This is a genomic window from Listeria floridensis FSL S10-1187, from assembly GCF_000525875.1.
Classification (GTDB): domain Bacteria; phylum Bacillota; class Bacilli; order Lactobacillales; family Listeriaceae; genus Listeria; species Listeria floridensis.
The window spans coordinates 1-15,454 of the sequence record NZ_AODF01000003.1 but is presented as its reverse complement, the minus strand read 5'-3'; the positions used below and the strand labels follow the sequence as shown (position 1 = coordinate 15,454).

General features: G+C 39.1%; 23 protein-coding genes. 22 read left to right on the top strand and 1 reads right to left on the bottom strand.

From position 1 onward, the window contains the following. Positions 1 to 72: 72 nt before the first annotated feature. The 7 genes from MFLO_RS02235 (at position 73) to gpG (ending at position 3,739) form a co-directional block, all read left to right on the top strand. On the top strand, positions 73 to 1,164 hold the full coding sequence (locus tag MFLO_RS02235; RefSeq protein WP_051993431.1) for a phage major capsid protein: 1,092 nt from the start codon (positions 73 to 75) through the stop codon (positions 1,162 to 1,164). Positions 1,165 to 1,177: 13 nt separating this feature from the next. Continuing rightward, on the top strand, positions 1,178 to 1,354 hold the full coding sequence (locus tag MFLO_RS15535) for a hypothetical protein (protein WP_156065820.1): 177 nt from the start codon (positions 1,178 to 1,180) through the stop codon (positions 1,352 to 1,354). A 289-nt stretch (positions 1,355 to 1,643) separates the two neighbouring features. Further along, entirely contained in the window at positions 1,644 to 2,018 is a 375-nt protein-coding gene (locus MFLO_RS02225) for a hypothetical protein (protein ID WP_036096077.1), read from the top strand. After that, a complete protein-coding gene (locus MFLO_RS02220; RefSeq protein ID WP_036096075.1) occupies positions 2,015 to 2,416 on the top strand; it encodes a hypothetical protein in 402 nt (133 codons plus the stop codon). Before MFLO_RS02225 ends, MFLO_RS02220 begins: the two co-directional genes overlap by 4 nt. Next, positions 2,413 to 2,805, top strand: a complete 393-nt coding sequence (locus MFLO_RS02215) for a hypothetical protein (protein WP_036096073.1) — start codon at positions 2,413 to 2,415, stop codon at positions 2,803 to 2,805. The genes MFLO_RS02220 and MFLO_RS02215 overlap by 4 nt, the downstream gene beginning before the upstream one ends. Then, the gene (locus MFLO_RS02210) at positions 2,805 to 3,374 is read left to right on the top strand and encodes a major tail protein (protein WP_036096072.1); all 570 of its coding nucleotides are present in this window, start codon (positions 2,805 to 2,807) and stop codon (positions 3,372 to 3,374) included. The genes MFLO_RS02215 and MFLO_RS02210 overlap by 1 nt, the downstream gene beginning before the upstream one ends. A 56-nt stretch (positions 3,375 to 3,430) precedes the next feature. After that, the gene (gpG, locus tag MFLO_RS02205) at positions 3,431 to 3,739 is read left to right on the top strand and encodes a phage tail assembly chaperone G (RefSeq protein ID WP_036096070.1); all 309 of its coding nucleotides are present in this window, start codon (positions 3,431 to 3,433) and stop codon (positions 3,737 to 3,739) included. On the opposite strand, the gene MFLO_RS16705 is transcribed toward gpG, so the two are convergent. Further along, on the bottom strand, positions 3,740 to 3,862 hold the full coding sequence (locus MFLO_RS16705; RefSeq protein WP_277619755.1) for a hypothetical protein: 123 nt from the start codon (positions 3,860 to 3,862) through the stop codon (positions 3,740 to 3,742). It abuts the gene before it with no gap. 69 nt (positions 3,863 to 3,931) lie between these two features. On the opposite strand from MFLO_RS16705, the gene MFLO_RS14455 reads away from it, so the two are divergent. From MFLO_RS14455 to MFLO_RS02145, 15 genes are all read left to right on the top strand, one after another. Continuing rightward, the gene (locus tag MFLO_RS14455; RefSeq protein ID WP_051993428.1) at positions 3,932 to 6,043 is read left to right on the top strand and encodes a phage tail tape measure protein; all 2,112 of its coding nucleotides are present in this window, start codon (positions 3,932 to 3,934) and stop codon (positions 6,041 to 6,043) included. Beyond that, positions 6,021 to 6,755, top strand: a complete 735-nt coding sequence (locus MFLO_RS14450) for a hypothetical protein (RefSeq protein ID WP_051993426.1) — start codon at positions 6,021 to 6,023, stop codon at positions 6,753 to 6,755. The genes MFLO_RS14455 and MFLO_RS14450 overlap by 23 nt, the downstream gene beginning before the upstream one ends. Positions 6,756 to 6,847: 92 nt before the next feature. Further along, positions 6,848 to 7,024 carry a hypothetical protein gene (locus tag MFLO_RS15530; protein ID WP_156065817.1) on the top strand — a complete coding sequence of 59 codons (177 nt, stop codon included), beginning with the start codon at positions 6,848 to 6,850 and terminating at the stop codon, positions 7,022 to 7,024. 246 nt (positions 7,025 to 7,270) lie between these two features. Continuing rightward, the gene (locus MFLO_RS02195; protein ID WP_036096069.1) at positions 7,271 to 7,912 is read left to right on the top strand and encodes a hypothetical protein; all 642 of its coding nucleotides are present in this window, start codon (positions 7,271 to 7,273) and stop codon (positions 7,910 to 7,912) included. After that, entirely contained in the window at positions 7,890 to 9,125 is a 1,236-nt protein-coding gene (locus MFLO_RS02190; RefSeq protein ID WP_036096068.1) for a hypothetical protein, read from the top strand. The genes MFLO_RS02195 and MFLO_RS02190 overlap by 23 nt, the downstream gene beginning before the upstream one ends. Continuing rightward, entirely contained in the window at positions 9,122 to 9,943 is an 822-nt protein-coding gene (locus MFLO_RS14445; RefSeq protein ID WP_051993424.1) for a phage tail family protein, read from the top strand. Before MFLO_RS02190 ends, MFLO_RS14445 begins: the two co-directional genes overlap by 4 nt. 8 nt (positions 9,944 to 9,951) lie before the next feature. Continuing rightward, the gene (locus MFLO_RS02180; RefSeq protein WP_036096067.1) at positions 9,952 to 10,989 is read left to right on the top strand and encodes a phage tail protein; all 1,038 of its coding nucleotides are present in this window, start codon (positions 9,952 to 9,954) and stop codon (positions 10,987 to 10,989) included. Then, a complete protein-coding gene (locus MFLO_RS02175) occupies positions 10,990 to 12,027 on the top strand; it encodes a hypothetical protein (RefSeq protein WP_241433507.1) in 1,038 nt (345 codons plus the stop codon). It abuts the gene before it with no gap. After that, complete coding sequence (locus MFLO_RS02170) at positions 12,020 to 13,651, top strand: BppU family phage baseplate upper protein (RefSeq protein ID WP_036096065.1); 1,632 nt, start codon at positions 12,020 to 12,022, stop codon at positions 13,649 to 13,651. Before MFLO_RS02175 ends, MFLO_RS02170 begins: the two co-directional genes overlap by 8 nt. Further along, entirely contained in the window at positions 13,651 to 13,995 is a 345-nt protein-coding gene (locus MFLO_RS02165) for a hypothetical protein (protein WP_051993422.1), read from the top strand. The genes MFLO_RS02170 and MFLO_RS02165 overlap by 1 nt, the downstream gene beginning before the upstream one ends. Then, on the top strand, positions 13,996 to 14,142 hold the full coding sequence (locus MFLO_RS14985; RefSeq protein WP_077913128.1) for an XkdX family protein: 147 nt from the start codon (positions 13,996 to 13,998) through the stop codon (positions 14,140 to 14,142). Positions 14,143 to 14,175: 33 nt separating this feature from the next. After that, entirely contained in the window at positions 14,176 to 14,550 is a 375-nt protein-coding gene (locus MFLO_RS02160) for a hypothetical protein (RefSeq protein WP_036096063.1), read from the top strand. Further along, the gene (locus MFLO_RS02155) at positions 14,547 to 14,798 is read left to right on the top strand and encodes a hypothetical protein (protein WP_036096062.1); all 252 of its coding nucleotides are present in this window, start codon (positions 14,547 to 14,549) and stop codon (positions 14,796 to 14,798) included. Before MFLO_RS02160 ends, MFLO_RS02155 begins: the two co-directional genes overlap by 4 nt. A gap of 2 nt (positions 14,799 to 14,800) precedes the next feature. After that, complete coding sequence (locus MFLO_RS02150) at positions 14,801 to 15,061, top strand: phage holin (RefSeq protein WP_036096061.1); 261 nt, start codon at positions 14,801 to 14,803, stop codon at positions 15,059 to 15,061. After that, positions 15,061 to 15,454: N-acetylmuramoyl-L-alanine amidase (locus tag MFLO_RS02145; RefSeq protein ID WP_036096059.1), on the top strand; the 394-nt coding region annotated here is incomplete at its 3' end. The genes MFLO_RS02150 and MFLO_RS02145, both read left to right, overlap by 1 nt.

Genomic DNA, 15,454 nt, shown 5'->3' with positions numbered 1-15,454 from the left:
AGGGAAAATGAATGACAATGAAATTAAACAGTGAAGCAATGAAAAAAATTTGAAGAAGCTAAACAAAATTTCATTAACACAATGAAGAATAATAATGACCATGATAAACAAGGAGATGCGTATTTAGAAATGATCGACAGTCTTGCTGAAGGTGTGAAAACTTCTGCAATCGAAGCGGCTCGAGATGAAGCTGAGAGATACGCAATCGGTACGGCGGCTGATGGTAAACTTTCGGCTGGACAACGCAAATTCTTTAATGAAATTAATAAAGAGGTTGGCTATAAAGATGAAACGCTGCTACCTCAAGAAACAATTGACAATATTTTCGAGGATTTAGTATCTGAACATCCGCTACTATCTAAAATCGGATTAAAAAACGCTGGTTTACGTCTTAAGTTTTTAAAATCTGAAACTAGTGGGGTTGCGGTCTGGGGTAAAATCTTTGGAGAAATTAAAGGTCAGTTGGATGCGACTTTCAGCGAAGAAGAAAGTATCTCAAATAAACTAACGGCTTTTGTTGTAGTTCCAAAAGATTTAAAAGATTTCGGACCCGCTTGGATTGAAAGTTTTGTTCGACTTCAAATTCAGGAAGCATTTTCTGTAGCGCTAGAAGCTGCCTTTTTGAATGGTGATGGTAAGGAGAAACCCGTCGGACTCGATCGTGATATTAACAATGGTACGACAGCTAGTGGTGTGACTACTTATCCGAAAAAAAATCCAGAAGGAACACTCACTTTCGATGATTCTAAAACAACGGTCAAAGAGTTAACGGCAGTTTTTAAATACCATTCGGTTAAAGAAAATGGAAAACCTTTGGCTGTCGGCGGAAAAGTGGTTATGGTGGTCAACCCTGTGGACGCTTGGGACATTAAGACTCAATATACTTTCTTAAATGCAAATGGAGCCTATGTCACCGCATTGCCATATAACTTAGACATTGTAGAATCGGAGGCGCAGACACAAGGGGAGGTTGTAACATTTGTTGAAGAACGTTATGACGCATACCTTGGCGGCGGTGTTAATCTGATGAAATTTGATCAAACATTGGCTCTTGAAGACCTTGAGTTATATGTTGCCAAACAATTTGTTTATGGAATGGCCAAAGATATTAAAGCCACAGCTGTATGGACATTGAAGATAGCTGAAACGACGCCAGAAGCGTGAGGAGGGATAACAAATGCCAGATTATCAAGTAAATAAAAGGTTCCGTGATATTGAAAAAGATGTCATTTATGAACCCGGAACAGAAGCCAAATTAACGGCGAAACGAGCAAATGAGATCGTTAAAAAACTTGGAGATGGTTATATTAAACCTGTAGAAATTAAAAAAATGACTGATAAAGATGTTAAGTAAAGATAGGGTCGTGACAACCGAGGTTTTATTGAGCTTTAAAGAACGTAATAGAATTTCTCATAACTCAGAGGATTCAGCTATCCGAGATCAGCTATATTTGTCATATTTAGCGATAGTTGATAGAATCGGGGAGTTTGACCCACTCAAGTATGGACGAGGGTTGGAGCTTGTTTTTGAACGCACTCGATACGTTCGAAACGATGCCCTTGAATATTTCAACAGCAACTTCCAAAATCTCTTATTAGAAGTTTCACTTGAAACGTATAAATCGGACGAAGGAGGAGTATAGATGAAAGAGTTTAAATATCGATCTCCAATGGTTGGCGCTTTCAATTTAAAGACCCCTGTTAGGTTTTATGAATATATGCCTAAAGATAATCCTGAACCCGGAGAGGTTGAGAAGAGGGTTATTTTTGAATGTTTTGCGAATGCCTATAATCCGTCATCAAAAGATATGGAGACTTTAAGTAGTAAAGGAATTGATGTTGCAAAATCTATTACAATTCAAATTCGGGACACGGTTGGAGATTATCATCCTAGTAATAAGCATTATTTTCAATTAGATGCTCCGTATGTGTCAGGTGAATCTTATCAGGTTCAAAGTGTATCTGTCGATTTGGAAAATCGTAATTATATAAAGATTATAGGTACTATGTGCTTATGAGTATTAAAATAACTGGTACCGACCAAATTATCCGCTCACTTGAAAAGCAGTTTGGCCATGCGAAATTAAATAAAATAACAACTCAAGCTCTTTTGAAGGGTGGGGAGGTTGTTCAACAGGAAATGAAGTCCGCTTTTAACGAATGGGCGGACACGGGAGCTTCGCGTGACGAAATAGTGATTAGTGTTCCGAGACGTCAACAAGGGGTCAAGCGTCTTAAATTGGGATGGAATGGTTCTAAAAATCGATGGCGTCTTATACATTTAAATGAGTTCGGTTATACAAAAGTCGGTAGGCGCATCAGCCCTGCCGGAATTGGAACAATTCGACGTACAATTAAAGCTACCGAGGAAGTATATGAGACGGCTGTCGAGCAGGAGTTGAGGCGTAATCTATGATTGATATATTAGATGAGGTATATGAACTTTTCACGGCCGATGAACTTATTCAGGGAATTTGTGAGGATAGAATAAAGTTCTATTCTGTTCCTGAAAGTTTAAACACCAAACAAACATTTATGCGCATTAGTTTATTGGAACCGCCGCGAGAGGACGTTTATAAAAGTGATTCCCCAAGCGTCGAACGAGTATCATTACAAATTGATGTCGAAGGTTCGGAAAGAAAAAAGATTAAAGTGGTTCAGTCGCGAGTAAGAAACATTTTAGAAAAAATAAATATCAAACAGGAGATGGGTGGATTAGATGCCTACTTTGATGAAACGAAGAGATTCGTAGATTCGAGAAGGTACTCTGGTCTACCTTTTAATTTGTACAAGGAGGAATATTAATGGCAATTACTGTCGGATTTAAACGTGCTACTACAGCTGTATTAGACGAAGTAGGGAAACTTGTAAGTAAGCATGTGGTTGAAGGGAAGCAAGGGAAAGGTGGTACGACTGAGGCACAAATCACTGGGCTTTCGTCCGAAGCTAAAAAGGTATTTGCGTCAAATGTTGCATACTATGTCTCCCAAAAAGGGGTCGGTGATCTGCAACTGGAGCTTAGTATTTTAGATGTACCAAGTGCAATGCAGAATGACATTTTAGGGTGGGTTAAAAACTCTGAAATGGGCTTCACTGCCGTAGGCGACAAAACTCAGCCGCCCTATTGCGCTACTTTACTTGAAAGCGAAGATTCAGCGGGAGAACCTGTTGCGTTTGCTTTGTTCCGCGGGCGATTTTCTCGCGAAGACTTGTCGCTCAAAACCAGTACAGATGAAGCTTTCGAACCAGAGGCAGAAAAGCTGAAAATGAATTGTGTAGCGAACGATGATGGATATTCGTTCGGTATGGCTGTAGGTAAAGAGGAAGTTGAGAAGCTAAAGGCTTATACATTTTCTGAAACCCCTGCCGCTTAATTAAATAGAGCCCCTAGCTAAGGGGCTTTTTATTTTGATGAAAAGGAGATTTTTAAATGATAAAACTTGAACTCTATAACCCTAAAACTAAAAAAAGTAAAGCCTATACGCAGGATTATATTTCAGCGCGACACGTCAGAAATGGCTTGAAGCTTCAAGCTGATATGAACAAAGAAGGGGCTAGTGATATAGCTTTATTAGATGAAGCTGTTGATTTTGTCGTGAGTGTTTTTGATAACAACGAAGTTACCCAAGATACAATTTTAGACGGTTTGCGGGGCGAAAAAATGTGGGAAACACTTGGTTCTATTTTAGGTCAAGTGATTCGAGGAGATTCTTCGGAGGATGGGACAGAGGGGAAGTAATTACGCACGAGCAAGCACTTCGAGATATCGATCAGCTTTACCGTGATCTGATCGCAAGCGGATGGTCATATCAGGAGATTGATAACGCTGATTTTTATCATCTACTATCCCTCTTTGAAACAAAGAAAGACAAACCTAAAGTAGTTTCATTAGCAGACCTAGTGGGTCAGTTACAGAAAGGAGGTTGACCGAATGGCAAATACTGGAACACCGTTAGGTAAGATGATCGTCGAGATGGATTTAAATTCGTCTAAGTTCACTAAATCCTTAACGCAGGTAAAGCGAAGTCTTAAAAATAGCGAGTCACAGATGAAAGCTCAAATGGCTGTTTTTGATAGTTCAGGGAATAAATTGGGCAAGTTGGAGTCACAATACAATGGACTCAATCGTTCCTTACAGATTAATCAAAAGCATATTGACAATTTGACGAAAGCTTATAAAGAAGAAGTGGCTGTCAACGGAGAAGCTTCGGTTCGTGCTCAAAATTTAGCAAAAGATATCAACAACTCTGTTGCCAAGCAAGCGATGTTAGAGAAGCAATTGAAAGCTACTGGAGCGGCTATGAAAGTTGAGAAGTTAAACATTGAAGAACTCAACAATAAGATGCAAGCAAATACTAGACTGACTGATGCAGCAGCTCAAAAACAATCGTTAGCTGGAAACAAAATGGGAGCACTCCGAACCCAATACGCAGGGTTAGGTCAAAAAATCAATGATCTAACTAGAATTCGCGAAGCTGAAAGACAGAAACTAGAAGTGATTGCTCAAACCTCCGGTAAAACTTCTAGTGCATATATAAATCAAAAAGCTAGACTTGTTGAATTGGATAACGAGATTCAAACAAGTATAACTAAAATGAACAATTATGGAAAACAAATCGGCGGCTTGTCTCCTCGTTTTGATAACATGCGCAACTCACTTGCCAATACTGCTACAAAATTCAAAGAGGTAGGAGATAAGGCGTGGGAGTCTGGTAAGAATGTTTCTATGCGCTTCTCACTGCCGTTGGCCGCGGGAATTGGCGCAACCATTAAAGCTGCTGCTAACTTTGAAACTGCGTTTACTGGAGTAAAAAAAACAGTAGATGAAGTAGTAGATAGAAACGGGAAAGTAACCTATTCATACAAGACGCTTGAAACAGGTATTCGTCAAATGGCTAAAGAGATACCTGCGTCGACTACTGAAATCAGCGCTGTAGCCGAAGCGGCTGGTCAGTTGGGTATTCAAACTCCGAATGTACTTGGATTCACCAAAACCATGATTAACATGGGCGTTTCGACCAACATGAGTAGCGAAACCGCGGCAACGTCCCTTGCTCGCTTAGCAAATATCACACAAATGTCCCAGAAGGATTTTGATAAATTGGGATCAGTCATCGTTGATTTGGGGAATAATCTGGCGACAACAGAAAGCGAGATTACTGAAATGGGTCTCCGCTTAGCCGGAGCAGGTAAGCAAGTCGGGATGAGTGAAGGTGAGATACTCGGGCTTTCTGCCGCATTAAGTTCTGTGGGTATTGAAGCGGAAGCGGGCGGATCGGCATTTTCAAAAGTAATGGTAAAAATGCAATTAGCCGTTGAAAAGGGTGTAGGTGCATTTACCGAACTGGAACAAATTGCCAATAAAGCCGGATACACCATCGGAGATGTTAGCGAAGCCGTGCTCAAAGGTGGAAAGCCACTCAAAAGCATGGCGAAGAGTTTGGGAATGAGTGAAAAGTCGTTAAAATCTTGGTACAAAGAAGCAGACAAGTCCAAAACTGCACTAGAGGATTTTTCTACCGTCGCGGGTATGACCGGAGAAGAGTTTGGAAAGTTGTTTAAAGCAGACCCTTCGAAAGCTATTATTAAGTTTATCGAGGGGTTGAAAGATGCTAAAAAACATGGTACCTCTGCGATCAAAGTTCTAGACGATATGGGTATAACGGAAGTTCGATTGCGAGATTCCTTACTGCGTGCCGCAAATGCGTCAGGTGTGTTCTCTGGTGCGGTTTCAATGGGGAATAAAGCGTGGAAAGAAAACAAGGCGTTGACAAATGAGGCGACCAAGAGATATAAAACTTTCGATTCTCAAATGAAGATTTTTAAGAATCGTATAGTAGATGTTGCAATTGACATTGGTGGACCTTTCATGAAAGCAATGAATAGCGCCCTGCGGTCAGCAGAACCAGTGATCAATGGGATAAAATCCATGTCAAAAGCTTTTTCAGATGCTTCGCCGGCTACACAAAAAATTTATTACCACCCTAGCTCTGACGGGGGTTATGGCGGGACCGAGTATTATGGCGTTCGGAGGTGTTGCTAGAGGAATTGGTGCATTAGCCTCTACTGCATCATCTGGTATTAATGTCATTAGTCGATTAAAGTTAGCATTTCAAGGTGGAAATACTGCTGCTAAAATGCTCGAATCTGGAATGAGTTTAACAGATATAGCAACCAGTCGAGTTGGTAGAAGCGCTTTGCAATCCGCCGGTTCTATAAAAGGTTTAAAATCAGGAGCTGATGTAGCGAGCTCTGGGTTACAGAGTATTGTTTTAAATAGTGGTAAAGCTGGTCTATCATTAGCTAGATTTGTTCCAGCTATCGCTGGTGTTACCGCCGCGGTGGGACTTGGTTATGCGGCTTGGAAAATCTGGGGGGAGAAAGTTTGGGACGCCTCTCAGCGTACCAAACGTTGGGGTTCTGATGTTGGTGAACAGACAGATCAGACACTTCAAAAAGTGCAAAATTTAAAAACTCAAGCGGTCGGTGATTTTGAGCTAATGGCCTCGGGGATCGGTGGCTCATCTGATAAAGTCGTTAAGTCATTTGAAAAGATTGGAAGTTCATTAGAGAAGGACATTAAAAAGAGAATTGAAGCCACAACAAAAGCATTAAAGGATATTCCAGATTATGCACAAAAGCCCGTTGAAGATGCTCTCAAAAAAGAAGAAGAGAAAATACAAAAAACTTTGCAGGTTATTCAAAACAATAACAATAAGGTATTGGAAATCAAGGCAAAGGCAAAAAAAAGATGAACGTGAATTGACTGCTATTGAAGTCAAGAAAATTGAGCAGATCGAATCTGCTTCACTAAATAAATATCTTGAACTAACAATTGCGAATAAAAATGAACGAAAAAAAAGTTCAACAAGCAATGACAATGGATGTCGCTAAAGCGTCGAAAGATCAAGGTCGAGAGTGGGTTAAATCTCTAGCTGAACAGCGGAAAGCTCTTATTGATGATGGCGCAGAAAAAAAGAAAAACTCTAGAAAAAAATCTAACGGATGTTTACGGGAAGAATAGCGAAATAGTAAAAAATCTTATGAAGGTATATGACGAAGCACAAAAAAAACGCATTGACCCCGTTTGAACAAAAAATTGGAGATATTATAAAAAAAATATCCGGAACTGGCCAATGAAATTGATGTTTCAAATGGTCGTATTATTTTAAGCAGCAATCAATATGCAGATTCAACTAAAGCGGCAAATAAACAGATAGTAGATAGTTTTGGTACATCATCTGATAAAGTGGGTGTCGAATCAGCTAAGATGAAAAAGGATTTAAAACTTCTAGCTGACGAATCGACCAAAGCTGGCGAGGCTTGGAACAATATGATCGTCGATGACAAAACAATGGATGTGCATTCTAATCTTCCGCAAATACTGACTGAGATGACAGAAACTGATAATGGCTGGAAACAAATTCAATTCATAGCTAAAGAAGCAAACCTGACAACCGACGCAGAAGAAGTTCTGGCTGATGCGGTTACTAGTTCAAAAAGATGGAATAGTCTAACGTACGAAGAGAAGAAACTCTATGTTAAAACTCCAGAAGCTGGAGATGTAGTTAATCTTTACAAACAACTTGAAAAATGGGATTTGTTGAATCCAGCGGAAAAAGATTTAATCATGAATGCTGAGAACACCGAAGACTTGGCAAAGGCATTGGTGGAAATTGGACAATGGAATGAGCTTCCGGACAAAATGAAAAAAGCTATTAGCACTGAGCTTTATGGATTAGATCAACTCAAAGCTGGAATTCAAGAGCTTGAGTGGTGGAATAATGTTCCAGAAGAAAACAAAAATGTTCTATTACAAGCTGAAACCACAAATGATTTCAAAGCCGCTTTAGATGATCTGGGCATCTGGGAGCAGATACCGGAAAAAAATGCAGAAGTCTATCATTGCTAAAATGGACGGCGTGGATGGATTGAAAGAAGCAGTTAAGGAGTTGGAATGGTGGAATGACGTTCCGGAAGAAAATAAAAATGTATTCTTAGAAGCCAAAACCACCACTGAATTTCGACAAGCATTGGTTGATCTTGGGGTTTGGGATCAAGTGCCTGATGAATTAAAAAAGCGGTTTTCGATTGATGATAAAGATTTCACCAAAAAAGTTCAGGATGACAATATTTTACTTGAAAAATTTGATTCCTTCGACCCTGACCCTGTTCGCTTTTTAGCTAATAATGCTGACTTGTTGCAAAAAGTTCGAGATGGTGAGAATAAGATCGTTTTGTTCAATGGTCAAAAGGTTGATCTCAAGAAGCTTTATGGGGAGAACAAGGATTTAGTAAATAGTCTCGCAATTGGGTCGGACAAGATATTGGAATACAACAGAAAAGAGGCCGAATGGAAAAGACTTCGTGCTGAGAATAAAGATTTAATTTCAAAACTTGCATATGGTCAATTAAAGATTAGGGATTGGAATGCACTTAGTCTACCAAAAAAACAAGCGTTGATTACTACGAACGCGGCTGATGTTCGTAATCTACTACAATCAGCTCGGAATGAGTGGGAAAAGATGCTAAATACTCGCCACGAAAAAATCATTAAAATCGCTTATAAAACGAGCGGTAAAGCGCCGTCTGGTGTGCAAGAAGTCGGTGGCTACGCAAAAGGAACAGATTTTCACAAAGGCGGACTTGCAATGGTCAATGACGCATCGGGTTCTAAATTTAGAGAATTAATTACTACTCCGTCAGGTCACTCATTTATTCCAGAAGGTAGAAATATACTCATCAACCTTCCTCGCGGATCTTCTGTCTTGCGAGGAGATCGAACAGAGAAACTCATGAGAGCTATACCTCGATTTGCTCAAGGCACCAAACGTGCGGTTTCACCGATTTTCTCAAACTCTGTTCTGATGCGAGCCTTAAGTCGTGCGCTTACTGGTAATAAAATTAACAAAGCGGGTGGCGATTCTAGAAGCAGTGGCAATGACCGCGAGCTCCTGACACGACTTCAAGAATCAAATAAACAACAAGGACAGATGATCGAGTTGTTGAAATTGTTAGTTTCGAAAGAACTAATTGTTGATAAAAAAGCTCTTGAACAGAGTACCACTAGACTCCAAACGGATCAACTCGATTCTTTCTTATTCTCGAAAGGGGACTATGTATGATAAATCATAAATTAATCTGTTTTACCGACTCGGATAGCATCGATCTATCATCATTACCTGGTGTTTTCATATTAGAAGGGAAAGAATCGGATGTGAACACCCTTGAAGATACCATAGAAATGCGAGGTGTGGACGGAGAGCTTGTTTTTGATAAAACTTTTTCTCCTTTCGAAATCATTTTTAAAGGGTATTATGACGGAAGATCTGACCCTCTGTTGGTGATTGGTGATTTGAGAAATACTATTCATCAACGTGGATGGTATTATGTGAGCAGCTCATTCTATCCAGGCTATCGATACCCAGTTAATAAAGCATCATTTGAATATGAAATGGGTCATTCTAGTGATTTCGAGTTCACTATCATTTTCAAAGTCTACAAAGGTCATAAAGAATCCCTTGACTCCACTGTCGGGGATTTTTCAATGAACTCAGATAAGTGGCAACTTGGACAGAATATGGTAGCACGAGACCATTCTTACATCCACACGAGGAATGAATTTGAAATATACAATGCGGGGAATTTAAGTATAAACCCGCGGACAAATGACATGAAGGTTATCATTCAAGCTCGATCGCTAGGCGGTTTGACTATCATTAACAGAACGACTGGAGAACTGTTCAAATTCAATGACGATCAAACGTTGAGTACTACTGATACGGTTATTATTGAAGGAGCTAAGATTTTTAAAAATGGAATTCGCTGTGGAAGATTGACAAACTTAGGTTTAATCACTTTAGTGCCTGGTATAAATAAAATTGAAATAAAAAATGTAAGCAGTGTTAAAACAACCTGGGATTTTAGATTCTTATATAAGTAGGTGGGAAATTGGTCGATGTATATGTATCTGATCACAATAAGAATTTCAGAGAGATTTTAACAGGGTATGACCCTAATAGTTTTATCGAAACATGGGTTGAAAACGAACAATATCAAGTTGACTTCGTGCTTCATAAATTAGAAGCTAATTCGTTCGAATTTGACTTGGTGGATTATGAAAGCTCTTTGTTTTTGGAAGGTCAAGAATTTATAGTAAAAAAAGTCGTTTTGTCAGCGAATGGGTCGATTGTCTCTAAAAATGTTAACGCACAGCACATATCGTTGACTATGCAAGATGGCTATCAATATAATACGAAGACCGGAACTTTGAGTGTTATGGATTGCTTGAAACATATTTTTTCAGGTGAACTTGGCGACATGGGTTTTGTGTACGATTTTGTTGATAAAAATAAGATTGTGGAAAAAGTGGAGCAAGAAAATTTTGGGAATGCCAACTATCTACAACTTGTTCAGGAGGTTCTGAACGATTATAAACTTGTCATGCTAGTGGACAATAAGCACTTGACTTTTATACCAAGAGAAGACTACGGGCAGACGACAGAAAATGAAATTAGATATCAATATAATACCGACGAAGTTTCGTTCGATATCGACACTATGTCTCTCAAAACTGAGATACGAGGTTTTGGTAAAAAGAAAGAAGATGATACTTATTATTTTTCGCCACGAACATATCGGAGCTCTGAGTATTTAAGATGGGGTAGACGTATTCAAGCGCCGATTGAAGACGATAGATATACGGTTGCTGGAAATATGGATAGAAGATTAGTACTGGAGTTGCAAGATTATCCGGCTACATCAGGAAATATAACATTGCGGCTTCCTTATAAATGTGGAAAAGGGGACTTTGTGAGATTCATTTACGAACCTTTGGGTTTAGATTATGATATTCAAATTGTAGGTTATAAGCGCTATCCATTCAGCAGTATTATACCACCGGAGATCATTCTATCTAATAATAAACGCAGTATTATGAGCATTATGGCTCAGTTGGCAAGAACTATAAACAAAAAAGGAGTGAAGTAATTGTCGGATTTTAAGAAAATGGAAAGTCCACTTCTGAACTCAGCCTTCAAAAACGACTACAATGATAACTTAGATTTAATTGAAGAACTTTTCGGTTCCACTTTTTCTATAAATGAAGCCTTAAATCAAAGGGTTTCTAATCTTGTCGTAGACGCTGGTGGTGATGATATAACAGAAGTGGTCGATTCAAGAGTCGCTAAGTTGTATCCTGAGATGAAATTTTTAACGCTTAAAGACCGTCTCGATTATTTTGAAGATGCGCTTTTCGAAGGAGTTTCAAAAGTATCTACCCAAATAGTAGATTTAAATCAGAGGTATTCAAATATGGAACAAATAATTAGTCGAATATATGGGTTAGATCAATCAACTATTAAATTATATGTGGACGCTACAAAAGGCAGCGACGTTGATGGCACAGGGTCGTTCGAATCTCCTTATAAAACCATCAATAAAGCAGTGGCTCAGTTACCAAGATTATTGAGCGTATCTGTTTTTATTTGGATCAATCCGGGTCGCTATGACGAAGATGTAATTCTGTCAAATATTAACGGCGCTAAGATAAACATTTTGGGGACAAATTACGAAACTGTCGACCCTTCGACTGGTCCAACAGGCGTCCAAATTAGAAGCTTATTATTAGAGGACGTTGTAGGTAGCGTTCTTATATCGGGTCTTGAACAAACCAATACCGTAGGCACAACGCAAAAGTATTTTATTCGCGTCAATCGTTGTGGTTTCGTTAGAATTCAAAAGTGTAGGATGGCTTATAATACAAAATCAAACACAGACTTTACATGCGTATTTATTGACGCTTGTAAGGCAGACGTCAACTTTTGTCATTTTGTTTCCCAATCCGTTGACGTTCGAGGATATAATGCAGCGGACGTAATTGTTCAAAAAATAAGCCATGGTACCAATAGCGGTACGGGGCTATATCCACAATCTTCTATCATTTATAACACTGACAACATTGTTTGGAAAGCTGATATTCCAGAACGCACTTCGGGCGGAGGAAAGGTGTTGAAAACAGATGGATAATCTAAATGAGGTATATAAAAACGCAAAACAAACTTTAGAAGTATCTGCTCAAAATCGAACAACTATTGATTTAAAAGCAACCTTTTCAACATATGACAAAGATACAGCCCGGTTGATATTTGACATTCAAGACACGGAGAGCATTCCCTTTCCCTTAAGCGATTTAAAAGCAACTATCTATTTTAAAGCTGAAAATCTAAAGTATCAAGCGGCGGCAGAAGTCGATAAAGAGAATAGTAGGATTATTTATATCTTACCAGAAGAAGTTATTCATACGATCGGCGTTATTTCAGCAGAACTATATCTTGATTATACGAGAGGGCAAGCACTTTCTGTTCATAAGTTTCATTTTAGAGTGGATAAAGCTTTGATTGATGAGGATTTAGAAATCATCTCGACGGTGTATATCCATGAATTAGAAGACATTAAAATTGAGTATCTGGACGAATTCGAAAGCTTATCAAATGAGTTGAATAAAAAAGTCTTACAGCTTCAAACGGACACCTCTGATTTAAAAAATAAACTTCGAACTTTAGAAGAACAATTGGCCGCATCAAACGTTCTCAAGAAAAGTGGAGATGTTGCGACAGGAAATATTGATAACTATTCGACAGAAGCGTTTTCAAGTTCGTACGGAACTGTACGTCATTATGTAGGGGCGTTGTCAACTGGAACAGTCGTGCGTCTATATTTTAGTAGGACGTTAGAATGGAAGGACTATATCGAATATACAGTTGGAGGGGAACCGGTTTATAACTCAGAATTTGGTTTAGAGAAGATAACCTCAAATTATCTGATGGGATATGCTCCAGCGGATTATAAAAATACCAAATCTGTGATAGACGGTGTAGAAAAGGTAGCAACCGGAACTATAAAAGCAACGAAAGCTGTGGAGATCGGTAGAAATGGGAGTACGGCCATTGTTAAAATGAATGGTTCTGATGTTCTAAACGATGCAGTTGTTTCATTACAAGACAACGATTTAAACAACGTTATTTTATTTATGCGAAACAACTATGTATCCGGAAGCGCCAAGAATGCCCCCGTTATACTTGGAAACAATACTGCGGGCAGTGCTTTTGCGTTACCACGTTCATCTAATTCCATCATTCAAATGTACGTACAATATCAAGGAAGATTGTTCATTCGTTATTTATATGGTAACCCTTTGGCTCCTACAATAAGCACAAATACGGACACCAATGGGTGGATGGAGTTTTCAAGCTACAAAATGTCAACTGATTTAGGAACAAAAATCGACACTTTGTCAAATGATTTAGCACCTGTTAAAGTGAACCTTACACCGAAAAACGGTTTCGTTGCCACAGAAACTCTCTCTGCGACGTATACTAAAATCGGAAAAAGGTATTTGGTATCAATCTCTGGAATCGTTGGCCAGGGAACTGGATCGGGTACCGGTGTCTGCGCTACTGTCCCGGAATTCCTAAAGCCTGATACAACATGGAACAAAATGTTTCCAGCCGCACAACAGTCGACAAATGCGGGCAATCAGGCAAATATCTATATGCAACCTTCTGGTGATATTAATATAGTAGCTGTAGGTACGGCTAGTGTTAACACAGGATTGGACAACATCATGTACTTTACGAAGGAGGTTTCTTGATGGATTTTAAGCAGGCTTACGAGTACGATGTAAATGGTATTTTTCTACGTGATGCTCTTATTTTTGAAGATGAAAACGGAGAGTTTAATCTACCTCCTCTTCATACATTTGTGGCGCCACAAACTCCATCTATTAACCCAATATTTGACGAAGACGAGGGAAGATGGAGTTTAGGGGAAGAGCCGGAACCGATAAAAGAAGGGGAACTTTCAGAAATGGAACAACTGCGCCAAGATGGGGCAGAGATACTTTTATATTTAGCCGATGTCGAAAATATGGCATCTGGAGCACAACAAGATCATGCAGATTTATTACTATCCTTAGTGGAAGCGGGTGTTTTGTAGATGGCGATTGATTGGTTCGAAAAAATTAAAGAATACTACTTGGGCGGGTTTTATGATATAAAAGAGGTTCAGCGTTTTGTAGAACTAAAAAAAATCACAGTTAGTCAAAGCGAAGAAATTTTAAATAGCAAGGAAGAAGCTGAGTAAGCTTTTTTATTTTGGCTTGAAAGAGGTGTTTTAGTGAAGAATCGAATTAAAAATAACGTTCTAGGTTTAATAATCGGAGGTCAAACATTGATCTTCGGACTATTTTTGATCTGGCATGACAATTTTATGGAAACAAGAGGAGCTTATCAAACCTTTACAAACGTAATGGATGACGGTATAGCTGCTATCATTTTGACAGTTATAGGTTTTGTCAATTTACTTTGTATTTTATCTGGTTGGAACAAATTAAAAAGATGGACGCTGGTAAGCACAGCTTTTATGTGGGGGCTTTTTTGGGCTGCTTTTTTATTCAGAGAAATTGCCGGATATCCTAACAGTGGCTGGATTTTTACAATCGGATTGTTGGGCGCTATCATTTACGAGGCAGCAAGGGAGGACTTTAAGTGAATAACCTTATTTATTCGATTCCTGCGACAGTAATTGTTGCTTGTATCACAGGTCTAGGAACCTATTTTGCATCAAAAAGAACAAGCAAGACAACGATGGAAACTCTTTATACAACTGAGATTCAGAAGATCATCGACGAATATAATCGGCAGCTTGGTGAACTACGTGAAGAAATAACAAAATTAAAAGAAGAAAATCAGGCATTGAACCAACTTATCACAAAACTTCAAAACGAAAGGAGAGTATAAACATGAAAAACTGGAATAATTGGGGTGAGGTAATGGCACGTTCTTTATTTTTGTTGGTGGCATTAGTTAATCAGGTCTTAGCCTTGTTTAATCTAAGCCCGCTTGATTTTGTTTTTAGCGAGGAGGAGCTAGCAGGGGCTTTGTCCTTGTTGCTAACAGCAGCGGCTTCGGTGTGGGCTTGGTGGAAGAATAATAGTTTTACAAAAGCGGCTAAAAAAGCTGATCAAGTGCTACAAGACGAAAAAAGAAAGGGTGTTGTGTGATGACTTATAAAGTAGAAAAGAAGCTGATTAGCGGATTGCCAAAAGCCAAACTGAAAGCCTCTAATTTTATTGTGGCGCATGAAACTGCGAACGATAAATCAACGATTGATAACGAAGTGGCTTACATGTCAAACAACTGGCAAAATGCTTTTGTGACGCATTTTGTTGGTGGGGGCGGTCGAGTGGTACAAGTCGCGCCTGTAGGATTTGTAAGTTGGGGGTGCGGTGCTAAAGGAAATGGGTATGCGTATGCACAAGTTGAATTATGCCGTACAAATGACAAAGCTACATTCTTGAAGGATTATGCGGCTTATTGTCAGCTATTAGTCGATTTGGCGAAACAAGCAGGCATTCCAATTAACTTAGATGAGGGTAGAAAAGCAAGCGATAAGG